General features: G+C 41.2%; 14 protein-coding genes and 1 pseudogene. 9 read left to right on the top strand and 6 right to left on the bottom strand.

Translation table 11 applies throughout. From position 1 onward, the window contains the following. Positions 1-200 precede the first annotated feature (200 nt). The 8 genes from ureE (at position 201) to epmA (ending at position 7,913) form a co-directional block, all read left to right on the top strand. Positions 201-758, top strand: coding sequence for an urease accessory protein UreE (gene ureE, locus B0184_RS04335; protein WP_005708165.1), 558 nt, complete (start codon positions 201-203; stop codon positions 756-758). Further along, positions 743-1,450 (top strand): urease accessory protein UreF, encoded by a 708-nt coding sequence (locus B0184_RS04330; RefSeq protein WP_005708155.1) that lies wholly within the window; start codon positions 743-745, stop codon positions 1,448-1,450. The genes ureE and B0184_RS04330 overlap by 16 nt, the downstream gene beginning before the upstream one ends. Before the next feature lie 84 nt (positions 1,451-1,534). After that, entirely contained in the window at positions 1,535-2,170 is a 636-nt protein-coding gene (gene ureG, locus B0184_RS04325) for an urease accessory protein UreG (protein ID WP_005708158.1), read from the top strand. A gap of 55 nt (positions 2,171-2,225) precedes the next feature. Next, the gene (locus tag B0184_RS04320; protein WP_232609926.1) at positions 2,226-4,298 is read left to right on the top strand and encodes a RecQ family ATP-dependent DNA helicase; all 2,073 of its coding nucleotides are present in this window, start codon (positions 2,226-2,228) and stop codon (positions 4,296-4,298) included. Then, positions 4,295-5,572, top strand: coding sequence for a DNA-processing protein DprA (locus tag B0184_RS04315; protein ID WP_039851139.1), 1,278 nt, complete (start codon positions 4,295-4,297; stop codon positions 5,570-5,572). The genes B0184_RS04320 and B0184_RS04315 overlap by 4 nt, the downstream gene beginning before the upstream one ends. Positions 5,573-5,575: 3 nt before the next feature. Then, positions 5,576-6,409, top strand: a complete 834-nt coding sequence (locus tag B0184_RS04310) for an urease accessory protein UreD (RefSeq protein ID WP_005708164.1) — start codon at positions 5,576-5,578, stop codon at positions 6,407-6,409. Positions 6,410-6,581: 172 nt separating this feature from the next. Beyond that, positions 6,582-6,809, top strand: a complete 228-nt coding sequence (locus B0184_RS04305) for a hypothetical protein (protein ID WP_005708170.1) — start codon at positions 6,582-6,584, stop codon at positions 6,807-6,809. Positions 6,810-6,929: 120 nt separating this feature from the next. Beyond that, the gene (gene epmA, locus B0184_RS04300; protein WP_005708153.1) at positions 6,930-7,913 is read left to right on the top strand and encodes an elongation factor P--(R)-beta-lysine ligase; all 984 of its coding nucleotides are present in this window, start codon (positions 6,930-6,932) and stop codon (positions 7,911-7,913) included. A 185-nt stretch (positions 7,914-8,098) separates the two neighbouring features. On the opposite strand, the gene B0184_RS04295 is transcribed toward epmA, so the two are convergent. The 5 genes and pseudogenes from B0184_RS04295 to B0184_RS04275 form a co-directional block, all read right to left on the bottom strand. Further along, entirely contained in the window at positions 8,099-8,893 is a 795-nt protein-coding gene (locus tag B0184_RS04295; RefSeq protein WP_005708156.1) for a D-hexose-6-phosphate mutarotase, read from the bottom strand. 78 nt (positions 8,894-8,971) lie between these two features. Continuing rightward, complete coding sequence (locus tag B0184_RS04290) at positions 8,972-10,084, bottom strand: anaerobic sulfatase maturase (protein WP_005708166.1); 1,113 nt, start codon at positions 10,082-10,084, stop codon at positions 8,972-8,974. An 8-nt stretch (positions 10,085-10,092) separates the two neighbouring features. After that, on the bottom strand, positions 10,093-10,677 hold the full coding sequence (locus B0184_RS04285; protein ID WP_005708160.1) for a Crp/Fnr family transcriptional regulator: 585 nt from the start codon (positions 10,675-10,677) through the stop codon (positions 10,093-10,095). A 14-nt stretch (positions 10,678-10,691) separates the two neighbouring features. Beyond that, a pseudogene (locus B0184_RS04280) lies at positions 10,692-12,135 on the bottom strand (sulfatase family protein). A gap of 100 nt (positions 12,136-12,235) precedes the next feature. Then, the gene (locus tag B0184_RS04275; RefSeq protein WP_005708157.1) at positions 12,236-13,912 is read right to left on the bottom strand and encodes a solute:sodium symporter family transporter; all 1,677 of its coding nucleotides are present in this window, start codon (positions 13,910-13,912) and stop codon (positions 12,236-12,238) included. A gap of 223 nt (positions 13,913-14,135) precedes the next feature. Between B0184_RS04275 and B0184_RS04270 the strand changes: the two genes are divergently transcribed. Beyond that, positions 14,136-14,930 carry a sulfite exporter TauE/SafE family protein gene (locus tag B0184_RS04270; protein WP_005708161.1) on the top strand — a complete coding sequence of 265 codons (795 nt, stop codon included), beginning with the start codon at positions 14,136-14,138 and terminating at the stop codon, positions 14,928-14,930. A gap of 56 nt (positions 14,931-14,986) precedes the next feature. On the opposite strand, the gene B0184_RS04265 is transcribed toward B0184_RS04270, so the two are convergent. After that, positions 14,987-15,400 (bottom strand): helix-turn-helix domain-containing protein, encoded by a 414-nt coding sequence (locus tag B0184_RS04265; RefSeq protein WP_005708154.1) that lies wholly within the window; start codon positions 15,398-15,400, stop codon positions 14,987-14,989. Positions 15,401-15,444: the final 44 nt, after the last annotated feature.

Raw genomic sequence — 15,444 nt, 5'->3', positions numbered from 1 at the left:
ATCAGGTTGTACCCTCCCCTCCCCCTCTTTGCTAAAGAGGGGCAAAAACGAGTGAGATTTTATATCATTGTTTTACTTTGATATGGCAAATATAAATTAGTCAGATGACAGCAAGTTTATAAGGAAAATCCCCTCTTTAGCAAAGAGGGGGAGGGGAGATTTGGCAGCCTTAATTAGAGAAGAAAATAAGTAATACAAAAATGAAAATCCTCACCCCCATTCTGCCTATTATGGATACTATTTTAGGCGACTTAGTTAGCCTCCAAACTGAAGGCAAAATTACCCATCAAACCATTGAACGCGTGGCATTGCAGTGGTATGAGAGTGAGCGCAATATTCTGCGTAAAACGACGAATACGGGGCGTGAAGTCGCCTTTCGTTTGCTCAAAGAGGGGCAACGTTTAAAGCACGATGATGTGGTGTTTACCAGCGATGAATTAGTGATTGCGATTGAAATTTTACCGAGCGACGTGATTGTGCTATCGCCGAAAACCTTGCCTGAAATGGCACGGGCGTGTTATGAAATCGGCAACAAACATTCACCGCTATTTTTAGATGGTGATGAAGTTACATTGCCTTACGATAAGCCAATGTTTGAATGGTTACAAGCAGCTGGATTTCATCCTCAAAAAGCAGAACGCCGTTTAAGCCAAGCGTTGAGAGCGAACTCTGCACAAGGGCACGGGTATTCGCACAGTCATTCGCATGATCATCACGGTTATCATCATCACGGAGATGGAAATTGGCACCAACATTAAACCGAAGCCTTGCAGATTTGGGGGCGTTGTTGCACTTAGTTGACCCCACTTTACCAATCGGGGGCTTTAACCATTCAAACGGTTTAGAAACCTTTGTTCAACAAGGTGCTGTTTCGACGAAACCAAGCCTAGAAGAATATGTGCAAACTCAGCTTTTGCAAAACTGGGTGTATAACGATGGCGCTTATCTTTCGCTCGCATTTGAAGCCATGGCTACCAATGATTTTGACCGTTTGTGCGAATTAGATCATTCGCTATCTGCGACCAAAATTGCACGAGAAAGTCGCGAAGGCAGTTTTAAACTCGGCGTGCGGTTATTAAAAATTTTTATCCGCTATGAACAACACCCAATGTTGAGCCAATTTCAGCAAGCGATTCAAAATAAAACCGTGCAAGGCTATTTCCCGATAGTGTTTGCAATGGTTGCTCAAGCCATGGGTTTAAGCAAAGCCGACACACTCTATGCGTTTTACTACAACGCAGCAGTTGGTGCAATCACTAACGGCGTGAAGCTAATTCCTCTCAGCCAAATGGATGGGCAAGATATTTTGTTTAACTTGCGTGGCTCGCTCGTACAAGCGGTGGAATTAAGCCTTGACCCCGACGAAGAATGGCTTGGTGCGGCAACGCTGGCGAATGACATTCGAGCAATGCAACACGAAGTACTTTATACGCGACTTTATATGTCGTAAGTGCGGTTATTTTTTATTGAGATTTTACTATCACAGAAGTGCTTATGGGCTTTTTCTGTGATCATCAAAAACGAAAGGAACATTATGCGTAACTACATTAAAATTGGCGTGGCTGGCCCTGTTGGCGCGGGCAAAACTGCCTTAATTGAAAAACTCACTCGCGAAATGGCGAGTAAATATAGCGTGGCAGTAATTACTAACGATATTTACACCCAAGAAGATGCGGAATTTTTAACAAAAAACAGTTTGCTTCCACCAGAGCGTATTATGGGCGTGGAAACAGGCGGCTGCCCGCATACTGCAATCCGTGAAGATGCGTCAATGAACTTGGAAGCGGTTGATGAAATGGTGGCTCGTTTCCCTGATGTGGAAATCGTGTTCATTGAATCAGGTGGCGATAACCTTTCAGCGACTTTTAGCCCTGATTTGGCAGACGTGACAATTTTCGTGATTGACGTGGCTCAAGGGGAAAAAATCCCACGCAAAGGCGGACCGGGTATCACTCGTTCAGATTTGCTAGTCATTAATAAAACTGATCTTGCTCCATTCGTTGGTGCTGATTTAAGCGTCATGGAACGTGATGCTCGTCGTATGCGTAACGGTCAGCCGTTTATTTTCACCAACCTGATGAAAAAAGAAAATCTTGACGGCGTGATCGGTTGGATTGAAAAATATGCATTGTTGAAGAATGTAGAAGAACCTCAATCTTTAATAAGATAAATTCATACCAATAAAGTATCATTCATGGTAGGTAAATATTTTTAAAGGAATAAATATGATGGATTTCAATCGTGCACTTGAATTACTCCGTATTGGTTCTGATAATTCACAAGCTCAATTCAGGGAAGGACAGCTAGAAGCTATTTCTCGTATTATTGAGGGACATCGTCGCCAGTTAGTGGTGCAAAAAACAGGGTGGGGGAAAAGTTTTGTGTATTTTATTGCAACAAAAATTCTGAGAGAGCAAGGTAAAGGGCCTGCTTTATTAATTTCTCCACTTTTAGCCTTAATGCGCAACCAAATTGCTGCGGCTAAAAAAATGGGCGTGAGAGCTGCAACGATTAATTCTGATAATACCAATGATTGGGATGTTATAGCACAAAAGATTGTTTCCAATCAGATTGATATTTTACTGATTTCCCCAGAAAGGTTGGCTAATCCAGTCTTTATTCAAAGTGTATTAAACCATATTGCTGGAAATATTTCTTTATTGGTTGTTGATGAAGCACATTGTATTTCTGATTGGGGGCACGATTTTCGTCCACATTATCGACTTATTGAACGCATAATTAAATATCTTCCAGCAAATTTAAGAGTATTAGCCACAACCGCAACAGCGAATAATCGTGTTACGGATGATCTTGTCCAGATTTTAGGACCTAATATTCAAGTTTTACGCGGTGATTTAAATCGCCCATCTTTAACTTTGCAAACCATTACAATTCCAAGACAAGTCGAACGATTAGCTTGGTTGGCAGAGCAGTTACAAATATTACCTGGTAGCGGGATTATTTATACACTTACAGTGCGTGATGCCAAACAAGTTGCTGATTGGCTAAAATTTAAAGGTTTCATTGTTGAGCCTTATACAGGAGAATCAAGTAACAGAGAAACCTTAGAAAACGCCTTATTGAATAATGAAGTCAAAGCCTTAGTTGCAACAACGGCATTAGGAATGGGATATGATAAGCCCGATTTGTCTTTTGTTATCCATTATCAAATGCCTAATTCCATTGTTGCTTATTATCAACAAGTCGGGCGTGCGGGGCGGAATCTAGCGAATGCATATGGTGTATTGTTGAATGGGATAGAGGACGATGAAATTAGTACATTCTTTATCGAAAGTGCTTTTCCTAAGCTAAACGAAGTGCAGTCAATTTTAGCAGCGTTAGAAAATTCAGCGTTTGGTTTGTCTGTTCCAGAACTAATGAATCAAGTGAATTTAAGTTGTAGAAAAATTGAACACGTATTAAAACTGTTATCGCTAGAATCACCTGCACCATTGGTGAAACAAGGAACCAAATGGCAATTAACCTCTACATCCTTGAGTCCCAGTTTTTGGCAAAGAGCGGAGCGTTTAACCCAGTTACGCTATCAAGAGCATCAACAAATGAAAGAATATGTTGGTTTATCTTTTGAGCAACATATGAAATTTTTAATTCAGGCATTAGACGGTGATGTGAAACAAGTGGCTTCGCCACAACTTCCACCATTGTCAGAATCTGTTAATCCAATATTGGTTCAAGAAGCCATTGATTTCCTACAAAGAACAGATTTCCCGATTGAAGCACGTAAGCAGTTTCCTGCAGGTGGACTTCAACATTATGGTTTTAAAGGGCGTATTCCCGAATGCCATCAAGCACAAGAAGGACGCGTTTTATCAATATGGGGAGATGCTGGCTGGGGCGGTTTAGTAAAACAAGGGAAATATCATAATGGGCGATTTTCCAATGAATTAGTCATTGCTTTTGTCGAAATGATAAGAAAGTGGAACCTTCAACCTCAGCCAACTTGGGTAACCTGTGTTCCTTCACTTCGACATCCAACACTTGTACCAGATTTTGCACAGCGTGTTGCTCAACGATTAGGATTGCCTTTTGACCCTGTGATTAGCAAAGTTAAAGAAACACCAGAACAAAAAACGATGGCAAACAGTAATTTACAAGCTAAGAACTTAGATGGTGCATTGGGTTTGACGCATACCCCTAATCAAGGTTCTGTTTTGCTTATTGATGATATGGTGGATTCACGTTGGACATTAACAATTTGCAGTTATTTATTAAAAATTGGTGGAAGTGGAGCTGTTTTCCCTGTTGCACTTGCTCAAACTACTGGTAATACAGAATGATTATGAATATCTCGGACAATACAAAAGCTATATTATTATTAACCGCACCTCTTTTATTAAATGGAGGTGAAGTACCGCAATATGATTTATTGAAACCATCAGAATACAATAAATTAATGGCTTATTTAGTTAACATAAAAAAACAACCTGCTGATTTATTATCTTATCAAGCAGATGAAATTTTAAATAATTATGTAGAACTAGAAAAACATCGAGTTATGCAATTATTAAATCGCGGTTTTTTGTTAAGTCAAGTATTAGAATATTGGCAAGCACGAGGTATCTGGGTTGTTAGCCGTGCTGATGATGGTTATCCTAATCGTTTAAAAACACGTTTAAAAGAGCAATCTCCAGCCATTCTATATGGTTGTGGAGATATTAATTTATTAAATTATGGTGGATTAGCGATAGTTGGTTCCAGGCAAATAGATAATGATTTGATTAGTTATACTGAAAGTATTGCTGAATTATCTACACAAGCAGGTAGAATGATCATTTCAGGAGGTGCTCAAGGTGTTGATAGCACAGCTATGTATAAAGCTTTACGCTCAGAAGGTTGGGCTTGTGGTGTATTAGCCGATAATTTAGAAAAAGCAGCTTTAAGCCTGAGTAATCGTGAATTTTTGCGGAATGGGCAATTAGTTCTTATTTCAGCTTGTGATCCCAAAGCTGGATTTAATACAGGTCATGCGATGCAACGAAATAAATATATTTATGCATTATCTGATATAGCTTTGGTGGTTAATTCTGATCTTAATAAAGGCGGAACTTGGGCTGGTGCAATAGAGCAATTAAATAAATACCGACAAATTCCAATTTATATTCGTTCTACTGGCAATGCTTCAAAAGGGCTGGAGGCACTTAATAATAAAGGTGCATTACTATGGAAAAATCCAAGCAATATTCAAGAATTTTCGGCTCTTTTTAATTTAAATAATGTAATGAATAAAGCATCTCAAATGTCTTTGTTAGATTGTGATGAGGAAGATTCTCAAAATGAGTTAACTAGCTCAATAAACCATGAAAATAAAAATAGTCCTTTGAATGCTGAATCAAATCCATTATTTTCACTGAAAGCAAATGAAAAACTATTTAATTTTGTAAAAGAATTAATTCGTAATTCAACATTAAATTCAGCCAAAAGAGAAATTGAGTTAGCCGATGAGCTTGATATTTCTACTTCCCAAATGAAAAAATGGTTACAAAGATTAGTTGATGAGAAGCACCTTATTAAGAAAAGTAGACCCATTAAATACATTTGGAATAATGATTAGTCTATGAACAGCAAATTATCCTTTTCTACCAAACTTTCCTCCAACGGCAAAACCCAGCTAGCCGAATACTTTGCGACGCCACCGTTTAAAGTGATAACGTTGCCAAGTTACGATGATGCGTGGGCAAATGGCTTGAATGCGATGCAAATGTCCTCCTCCCCTGGTGTGCTGGCGGGCGATGTGTTAGAGATTGACATTTCATTGGCAAAATCGACCGCTCTTTCGCTCAATACGCAGGCATTTACTCGGGTGCAGGCGATGAATGAAGGCGAGAGTGCGATGCAGACAACCCATATTTCGCTTGCGGAAAACAGCTGTTTGTTCTATTTGCCGCATCCACTGGTGTTGCATAAAGATTCCGCTTTCAAGCAGCAAACCCAGATTGAAATGGGCGAACAAAGCGAGCTGATTTATGGTGAAATCGTAGCAATTGGGCGAGTGTTGAATGGCGAACGTTTTACCTTTCGTCAGTTTTCCTCCCATTTGAAGATTTATGTTTTGCAAAACGACGGCAAAAAACGACCGCTTGTCAGCGATTGTATTCAATGGTGTCCATCGAAAATGAACCTCACCGCCTTGAGCCAGATGGAAAATTATTCTCATCAAGGTTCGCTCACTTATCTGAATTTGGCGAAAAGCAATGCGGAAATCAAACAACAGGTACAAGCCTTGCAGCATCAATTTGCCGATGAGAAAGATCTTCTGCTTGGCATTTCGCTGCTGAATGAAAGTGGTTTGATGGTGCGCGTGCTAGGACACCGAGCGGAGACGATTCAGCTGTTGTTTAAAAAAATTGGCAAGCAACTGAAAAGTATAGAATTCTTATCGCAAATATGATTATTACAAGCGGTTAAAAATACGAATAGCCTTGCAAATGGAAAATTTGCAGGGCTTTTTTGTAAATTTTTTTCACGCAAACCTTTGCTTTTCAAACACTTACCGACAAACAAGAAAAGAGCGTGTAGAATACGCATACTTTGAATTTTTACTCAATCAAATAGGACAGAAAATGGAAATGATTGAAATTTTGGGCTACGTGGCGTCTATTCTTGTTGCCAGCTCGTTTTTTATGAAAGATGTGGTAATACTACGCACCATCAACACCTTCGGGGCAATTGGTTTTGTGATTTACGGCTTATTGCTCCCAACTTACCCAGTGGCGTTTTTAAATACCCTCGTGGCGGGTGCGAATATTTATTATATTTGGCAGGCGTTAAAGCAGAAGAAAGCTAAATAATTTCATTTTTCTAAAACCACTTTCGGGTGGTTTTGTTTTACAAGTGGTGCATTTTCTCGCTTGAAATACAAAGCTCACTGGTTTACTCTAAGCCAATTTTAGAAAACAACTTAGAAAACAATGACTCCCACCGATTTAAGCCAAGTAAAATGGCAACCAACCGCTCCGATTGAAAACTTGCTCAAACGTGCGAAGATAATGAAAAATATCCGCCAGTTCTTTGCAGATCGAGGTGTGTTAGAAGTCGAAACCCCTGTTTTGAGTGAATTTTCGGTCACCGATGTTCATCTATCGACTTTTCAAACTCAATTCCTTTCGCCTTTTGAACACGAAGCCAAACCGCTCTATTTAATGACCAGTCCCGAATATCATATGAAACGTCTGCTCGCAGCAGGTTCAGGAGCAATTTATCAGCTTTGTAAGGTATTCCGCAATGAAGAAACGGGCAAACGGCACAATCCTGAATTTACGATGCTGGAATGGTATAGACCGTATTTTGATATGTACCGCTTAATCAATGAAGTGGATGATTTATTGCAAGAAATTTTAGACTGTGAACCCGCCGAGTCTTTCAGCTATCAATTCGTGTTCCAGACTTATGTTGGGTTAGATCCTCTTTCTGCCACCAAAGCTCAATTGGTTGAAAAAGCCCGCAAATACGGCTTGCAATGCGAAGAAGACGAAAATCGTGATACGTTGCTGCAGTTCCTCTTTAGCGAGGTGGTAGAGGCTAACATCGGCAAAGATCGTCCAACGGCAGTCTATCACTTCCCATCCTCTCAAGCGGCACTGGCTCAAGTGAGTAGCGAAGATCACCGCGTAGCTGAACGTTTTGAGTTCTATTACAAAGGTCTAGAGCTTGCCAACGGTTTCCACGAGCTAGATGATGCCAAAGAACAAATCCGCCGTTTTAATGCGGATAATGCCGAACGCGAAAAAATGGGGTTGCCACCACAAGCGTTAGATACCCGCTTCCTTGCTTCCCTTGAAGCAGGAATGCCCAATTGCTCAGGCGTGGCTCTGGGGGTCGATCGCTTAGTGATGATTGCACTTGACGCGGAGCATATTCGTGATGTGATGGCGTTTAGTGTGGAGAGTGCATAGTGATGCAAACAAGCGGTGGTATTTGCAAGTTTTTTACAAAAAACACCGCTTGTACTTTCATCACATGATGACTAACGTATTTAATTTAATCCTTTCTATATGAGGCTCAAAATGACTAGATATCAACAACATCGCCTCATCATTCATTTGTTCTGATAATACCCCCATAATTTCTTGATTTGTCTTTATTTCACTACAGAAATCTCCACTGCCAATTGCTGTTTAAAACTGAGTAACTGATTTAGTCGGGCGGTTTCGACACAGACCATATGTTGGTAATCGTTCGGTTGCATTGCACTTGGTGGAGTGTCCCAAGGGTTCCAAAGCACAATGCTGTCGGCGTTTTGGTGGTCGATCTCAATATTCCGCTCCCACAAGCGGTCGGAAATTATTGAGTTTTTACCAATATAAGGATAAATACAATCCACGCCTTGTTGAATTTGACGAGTAGTAGGCAATTTAACTTGTTGATCAGTGAGTTTATCGAACGCAGTCATTGGCAAGTTTTGCACTTCTACATTCTCAATTTGACTTAAATTGAAATAGCTATGTAGTGCAATTTGAGCAGGATCTTGACCATAATGGGTAAATTCAAGTCGGAGTTTTTCGCTGAATGTCATTTGAATGTGAGCTTGGATTATCTGATGCTCATTAAATACTGAGAAATTTAATATGACTTGTTTATCCTGAATATCGTAATCGCTAAGTGTCCAAAGTTGTAAGCGGGCTGCGCCGTGGGCAGGCTGTTTTGCGGTGCCAAACCAAGGATAGCAAATCGGTACGCCCCCACGAATAGCGACACCTCGTTTGAATGGCTCAATAGGGCTAAGCCAAAAAATATCATGTTCTGCATGGCTAGGTTGCCAACTTAACAATTGTGCACCTTGGAGAGCGATTCTGGCTTTTCCTACGGGATGATCGAGTTCAAGCACTGGGATTTCGTTTTGTTGAATAAGGTAAAGGGAATTAGCTAAGTTCATTTTTGGATCCTTTTTATTATTTCTTGTAAGGTCTAATCATATTAGCCCCCACAACGGTGAGATGATCATATTGTTTTTTTAACGTATGCTTCTCGCCATTTCCTGCATATACGGCATTGTTTTCTCAAAAAAATAGCGGTACGAAGGGCAGAGGTAATTGTGTAAATTCGGATCATTTTCTATTGGAATGAACCGATGTTTTGGGCAGCCGCCATTGCAAAGTTTTTTAAATTCACACCGCTTGCAGAGCGTCGTGAGCTTGGTGTTTTTATCTAAGCCAAATTGTTGTTGCTTGGTTGAAGTGGCAATCTCTGCCAACGATTGTTGGTTGAGGTTGCCGATTTTATATTCGGGGTAAACAAAGTGGTCGCAGGCATACACATCACCGTTGGCTTCTGTGACTAACGATTGGCCACAAGTGGGTTGATGTACGCAAGTAGTGGACGGGTAGCCTAGCCACTGCCCGAGCAAATTATCAAAGGTGGAAACATAAATTTTGCCGACATCGTATGAATGCCACTCTTGAAATACATCAAACAGAAATTGTCCAAAGCCTTGCGGTGGTACGGAGAAATCGGTGACTTCTGAAGTGTTCGAGGGGAGTTCTACAATCGGGATAAACTGCATATAACGCGAGCCGAGCTGTTTAAGAGCTTGGTAAGTTTCCCGCCCTTTCTGCCAATTCTGATCGTTCACCACCGTCAGTGTGTTAAATTCTACCTCGTTTTTTTTCAGCAATTCTAAAGCTTTTGTTACTTTTTCAAAGGTTGGGTTGCCGTTGCCTGAAATGCGGTAGCGGTTATGCACAGCGCTTAAGCCGTCGATGGATAAGCCAATAAGAAAGCGGTTTTCACGGAAAAAATCTGCCCATTGTTGGTTTAAAGCGATGCCGTTGGTTTGAAAAGCGTTGGTGATCTGCTTGCCATTGGCAAATTGTTGCTGAAATTCGACCGCTTGCTTGTAGAAATCCAAGCCTAAAAGCGTAGGCTCTCCCCCTTGCCACGCGAATTCAACCCGATTACCTGCGTGAGAACCAATGTAATTTTGAACGTAATTTTTGAGCGTTTCTTTCGACATAAATGGGGCGTGATGTCCAAACTGCGCCTCTTTTTCCAAGTAGAAGCAGTATGTACATTGAATGTTGCAGTGGAAGCTGCTGGGTTTTGCCATTAGGTGGAAATGTGCGGTCATTTTCGTTCCTATTTGGCTTTATGGCGTTTAAACGCCCCTTTTTGTTCCAAGGCTTTTACAATGCGAATAGCAGTTTCGGTTTCACAGCCCGCATATTCAGCGATTTCACGATAGGTCCAGTTATAATCTGGGAAGTGCTGGGTGAAAAAATCAAGGCTATCGATGATACGATCAAGGGTACCGAGATAGGCATTTTTTGCTAAGCGTTGCTCCGCTTCACGTAGTTCATCGGCAAGAATTTGCAGTAAATACAAATTCATTTGTGGGTTATGTTGGAAGAAAGTGGAACTCACTTCAGGCGTGATACGAATTAACTCCGCTTCAATAAGCACTTTGGCGTTGCAGTGATAGTGTGGATCTCGTTCGTCAAACAGGGTACGAAAGCCAAAATAATCGCCGTGGGAATAGAGGCGAACAAGGCTCTCTTTGCCATTTTCAAGAGTGTGAAAAAGCCCGATTAAACCTGAGGAAACATAGTAAAAACCGTGTGCGGTTTCTCCTTGCTCATAAACAGTTGTGCCTTTGGTGAGTAGGCGTAATGCCGTAAGTTGGCAGTGGTTGAGTTCGGTAGGTTTAATCGGGTCTTTTTCCATAAATACTCCATGCGTTAAATTTCATTAATAATACGATAAACCCAATTCTCCAATGGGTCTTTTAACCGCACCATTTCCGCGTGCATTTCCTCCAACATCTCTTTTTTAACCGCTTGATATTCAGATTTGTAGAAGAGATTGTGCATTTCCGCAGGGTCGTTTTTCACATCGTAAAGCTCGCCCACATCAGAGGCTGAACACCAATTTATAATCTTTGCGGTGCCACATTCGTTGCTCGAAATAGACAAAATGCCCTGCAAGTTGAGCTAACACGCCTTTGCGTTGGTTGTCTTGATTTTCGCGCACAATCGGTAAAATGCTCTCTCCTTCAAAGGCGGTGGGAATAGGTTGCTCGGCTAAATCATACACCGTTGAGGTCAAGTCGTGCAAATAGACGAGGTTATCATCTTGCTGATTGCTGCGATTAGAATTTGGGTCTTTAATAATCATCGGAATGTTGTAGGTGGTGTCGAACATAAATTCGCCTTTTTCAATCATTCGATGAGCACCCATCGCATCGCCGTGGTCAGCGGTGGCAACAATAAAGCTGCTGTCGTAAATGCCTTTTTCTTCAAGGAAAGCGAAAAGGTCACCAATCGCATCGTCAATCAAGGTAATGTAGCCCCAGAATTTGGTGATCACCTCTTTCCAGTGGTCTTCGCTTGCCTCCCACATCCCCCACATTTTGGAAATGGTGCGGTAGTGGTTTGGCTTGCCTTCAAGCGGTTTAAAAAAGCTTTCATCTAGCACCACATCTTCTTTGCTATACATAGAGTAATAAGGCTCTGGCACAATGCACGGTGTGTGTGGACCCCAGAAGTTGATCCACGCAAAGAATGGTTTGCCTTCTGCTAATGATTGCCCGATATATTTTTTCGCTTCATCAATGATGAAATACGGGATAGTTTGCTCTTTCGTACCAGAAAGCAAGCCGCAAAGCTCTTGTACGCGTAAGTGTGGGTTGTCGCCAAAATAGGCATTACTCACCTCTGGAATCTCATAGCCTTTTTCTTCCAGCCACTCTTTATAGCGGTTGGAATGTGTTGGCGGTTGATTAAACACAAGGTTTTTATACACACCGCTGCCTGGGTAGCCATAGCCATCAAAATTATGTCCTTGAATGCCGTAATCTTCTGGCACAGATTTGGTGCCAACGTGCCATTTCCCCACCACATAGGTGTTGTAGCCTTCCAATTTGCCGATGTTTGGTGCAGATTGCAAAATTTCGCCTGTACCGCCTTTTTCGCCGTTACGAATAATGCCGTGTGTGGAAGGCATCAAGCCTGTAAAGAGCGAGGTACGTGCAGGGCCGCAAACCGATGCGGGTGTAAAGGCGTTATTAAAGCGAATACCGTCTTTGGCAAGACGGTCAATGTTTGGTGTTTTCACAATTTGATGACCATAAGCCCCAAGCATATCTTTGCGGATTTGGTCTAAAAGAATGTAAAGAATGTTCATAATATCTCCATTACTCTGTAGGGTGTGTGAATTTGAAAAATTCACGCACGCAAGCGGTTAAAAATGGGCGTGGATTGCAAATAATCCACACACCCTACGATTATTCCGCTTTCGGTTTAAACACAAACCATACAATCACTTGTAACACGGCATATACGCTTAACACCATACTTGGATTGCCCGCTTCTGATGCCAAGCCAATTGGCGATAAGAAGGCGTAAAGTGCGAATAAACCAAGGATTAATGAGATGGAAGTTACTTTGATGTATTTCCAGTTGGTTAAGTCCACATCGCCTTTGTTGACGGTGTTTTCCACATAAGGTTCGCGTTTTAAGAAGATGCCTAACACGAGCATTAACACCACATCGAACACGAACAAGCCACCCATTACATACACGAAGTTAAGTTTAACTTGGAACACCCAAACTATGCAGAAGTATAAAATAACGTGAGCAAGCAAGGCGATACGTGCAGCTAAGCCAGAGACGGTTTTGTTGAATAAGCCGACCGCAAATAATGCCACGATTGGAATGTTCACAAAGCCTGCGAAACGTTTAGTGATTAAGAAGATACCATCTGTTCCGAACATCAAGAGCGGTGCGAAAATCATGGTAACAATCGCCATAATGGTGGAGACCTTTTTCGCGTAAGCAATTAACTCTTCTTCTGACCGCACTTTTTTGCTGATGGAAGGCAATAAGTCTTTACAGTAAATGGTTGCAGCAGAGTTTAAGAATGAGTTGAAAGTACTTAAAATCGCACCGAACAATGCTGCAATGAAGAAGCCTTGTAACCAAGTTGGTAACACTTTGTTCACGAGTAATGGGTAAGAGGCATCAATTGGATTTACGCTATCGCCCAAAATGTGGAAGCTGAGTAAACCTGGTAAGTTTAAGATCACTGGCAAGGTGAGCAAGAATAATGCCGCAATCAAAATCCCTTTTTGACCTGATTTTAAATCTTTAGCCCCTAAACAACGTTGTACGATCGCTTGGTTTGTTGTCCAATAGAAGAAGTGAACTACCATAATCCCTGTGAAGATGGTTGGCCACGGCGTTGCATCCGTTTCGCTACCTATCGCATTCCATTTATCGATGTGCGTGGTGGTAATGGTGTGCAAGCCTTCAGAGAGGCTGCCATCGCCCAAATACATCAATGCAAAGAATGGCACGAGCAATGCACCGATAACCAAAATCACTGCATTGATGGTGTCTGACACTGCTACCGCTTTCAAACCACCGAAAATGGCATAAATTGCCCCGACAACGCCAATCGCAATCACCGTGTAAGTAATTGCCGCTCCGTAGCTCAAGCCAAACGCTGTTTCAAGGTTGAATATTTTGTTAAACGCAATCGCCCCTGTGTAAAGTGCGGTTGGAATTACGATTAAAAGATAGAAAATCAAGAACAGCGTGGACATAATCAAACGGGTTTGACGGTCGAAACGGCTCTCAAAAAATTCTGGCACGGTGGTGTAACCGTTACGCAAATAGCGTGGCAACATATAAAGTGCCAAGAAGCAGAGTGGAATCACGGTTGGCACTGTCCATGCAATTACCGAGAAGTTACCTTTATAAGAAACCGCATTCACACCGATAAGCTGTTCGGTGGAAAGCGAGGTTAATACCATTGAGCAACCAATTACCAAGCCGCCTAAGCCACGTCCTGCAAGGAAATAGCCTTTTGAAGTAGAAAGGTCATCCCCTTTAGTTTTGAGCCATGAAATATACGCAACTAATGCAGTGACGATGATAAAACTAGAAATCGTTAGCCACATACGTTCCTCCTTTAGGAAACATCTAAAATTATGGTTAGATTACTGCAATGTTTTCGATTAGTTTATGATGCTTGTCATATTCGCAGTGTGAGTCTGATCACAAATTCGAAACAAAACTTCATTTTTATGTATTTTATTGGATGGTTTATGAGCGTGATCATATTTTCCTTTTTTGTTCTCATTATAATCAGCGACAAATTACAAAAGGCAAAAGGATCAGATGATGAGCATCACCTTAATTTTAATTCTGATAGGTTGTGGCATTATCACCAACATTATGTCTGCCATTTTCGGCATTGGCGGTGGCGTATTGATGGTACCTATTCTTTACACTCTCTTTCCCGAATTTCCATTGCAAATGGTCGCAGCTACCTCACTGACCATCGTAATGGGCTCTTCGATGATTAACCTCGTCTATTTCTATCGTCAAAAAGTAGAAATAAACTACAAAGCGATGTTGATTTGGTCGGTAGGAATGATGATTGGCGTACAGCTCGGGTTTGAAGTGAGTTTTTACGTGCCTGACATTGTGATTATCAGCGTTTTTGTCATTACGCTTTCCGCCCTTGCAATTCGCACCTTAATGAGCAAACAAGCGGTCGAAAACGGCAGTCAAAATGCAAATGAAACCGCAAAAGGCATCGGACTTTGCACCTTCGGCGGATTTATTGCAGGAATGACGGGCATTGGCGGCGGTTCGATTATGGCACCGCTTATCGGGCAGCTCAAAAGCGTAAAACCGCATCAAATCGCCCCTTACACCAACTATATGATGGTGATTGGCGGACTCGGCAGTTTGTATGGCTATCTTACTAAAACCCCGCCATTTCATTTCGGTTGGCAAGTGGGCTACATCAACTTTTCTGTAGTGCTGATTGTGGTGTTCTGTGCATTCATTACCAGCTTCTTCTCAATGAAAATCCGCGACAAACTCTCGCCCGCTTTAGTAAAAAAACTGCTCGGCATTATTTTGCTAGTAATTGCGACTTATATGTTGATCGCACATTTGATGAAATAAAAGAAATAAACGGTGAAATTTGCAATGTCTTTTACAAATTTCACCGCTTGTGAATATTATTTTTGTAATTTTTTGAGTAACTCGATTTCTCTTTCTAACCCTTTTATAATTTTATCTTTTTGTGCTAATAATTCATCTTTATGGCTTAATATTAATTGTAATTGTTGAATCGCTTTTTCTAAATTATCATTTCCAACTGCAAATAAAAAATGATTTGAATTATTTGAATTTGTTGATTCGTATGAAGAATTATTAAAATAAACTTTTTCAGTTTCCCCCACAGAGAGCAACTCACAAATATCCATATCAAATACTTCAGAGATTTGTTCTAAACGAGATAGATTTGAACGCACTTCACCTCGCTCAATTTTTCCATAACCCGTTACCGACATTCCTAATTTATCCGCCATATTTTCTTGCGATAACTGGTGTTGTTCGCGTAATTGACGGATTTTCTCATTGATTTTCATACACTGCTCTCTCAAGGTAAATAGCTACCTTAATTCGGTAACTG

The sequence above is a fragment of the Haemophilus paraphrohaemolyticus genome, assembly GCF_002015045.1.
Taxonomy (GTDB): Bacteria; Pseudomonadota; Gammaproteobacteria; order Enterobacterales; family Pasteurellaceae; genus Haemophilus_A; species Haemophilus_A paraphrohaemolyticus.
The sequence above is the reverse complement of the archived record's forward strand: the minus strand, read 5'-3'. Positions and strand labels throughout refer to the sequence as shown.

Bases quoted from the DNA above. Each gene is read 5' to 3' on its own strand.
- B0184_RS04315 (WP_039851139.1), top strand. From the start codon at position 4,295: ATGATTATGAATATCTCGGACAATACAAAAGCTATATTATTATTAACC.
- B0184_RS04285 (WP_005708160.1), bottom strand. From the start codon at position 10,677: ATGGAAAAAGACCCGATTAAACCTACCGAACTCAACCACTGCCAACTT.
- B0184_RS04310 (WP_005708164.1), top strand. From the start codon at position 5,576: ATGAACAGCAAATTATCCTTTTCTACCAAACTTTCCTCCAACGGCAAA.
- B0184_RS04270 (WP_005708161.1), top strand. From the start codon at position 14,136: ATGAGCATCACCTTAATTTTAATTCTGATAGGTTGTGGCATTATCACC.
- B0184_RS04275 (WP_005708157.1), bottom strand. From the start codon at position 13,912: ATGTGGCTAACGATTTCTAGTTTTATCATCGTCACTGCATTAGTTGCG.
- B0184_RS04320 (WP_232609926.1), top strand. From the start codon at position 2,226: ATGATGGATTTCAATCGTGCACTTGAATTACTCCGTATTGGTTCTGAT.
- B0184_RS04265 (WP_005708154.1), bottom strand. From the start codon at position 15,400: ATGAAAATCAATGAGAAAATCCGTCAATTACGCGAACAACACCAGTTA.
- epmA (WP_005708153.1), top strand. From the start codon at position 6,930: ATGACTCCCACCGATTTAAGCCAAGTAAAATGGCAACCAACCGCTCCG.
- B0184_RS04295 (WP_005708156.1), bottom strand. From the start codon at position 8,893: ATGAACTTAGCTAATTCCCTTTACCTTATTCAACAAAACGAAATCCCA.
- ureG (WP_005708158.1), top strand. From the start codon at position 1,535: ATGCGTAACTACATTAAAATTGGCGTGGCTGGCCCTGTTGGCGCGGGC.
- B0184_RS04290 (WP_005708166.1), bottom strand. From the start codon at position 10,084: ATGACCGCACATTTCCACCTAATGGCAAAACCCAGCAGCTTCCACTGC.
- ureE (WP_005708165.1), top strand. From the start codon at position 201: ATGAAAATCCTCACCCCCATTCTGCCTATTATGGATACTATTTTAGGC.
- B0184_RS04305 (WP_005708170.1), top strand. From the start codon at position 6,582: ATGGAAATGATTGAAATTTTGGGCTACGTGGCGTCTATTCTTGTTGCC.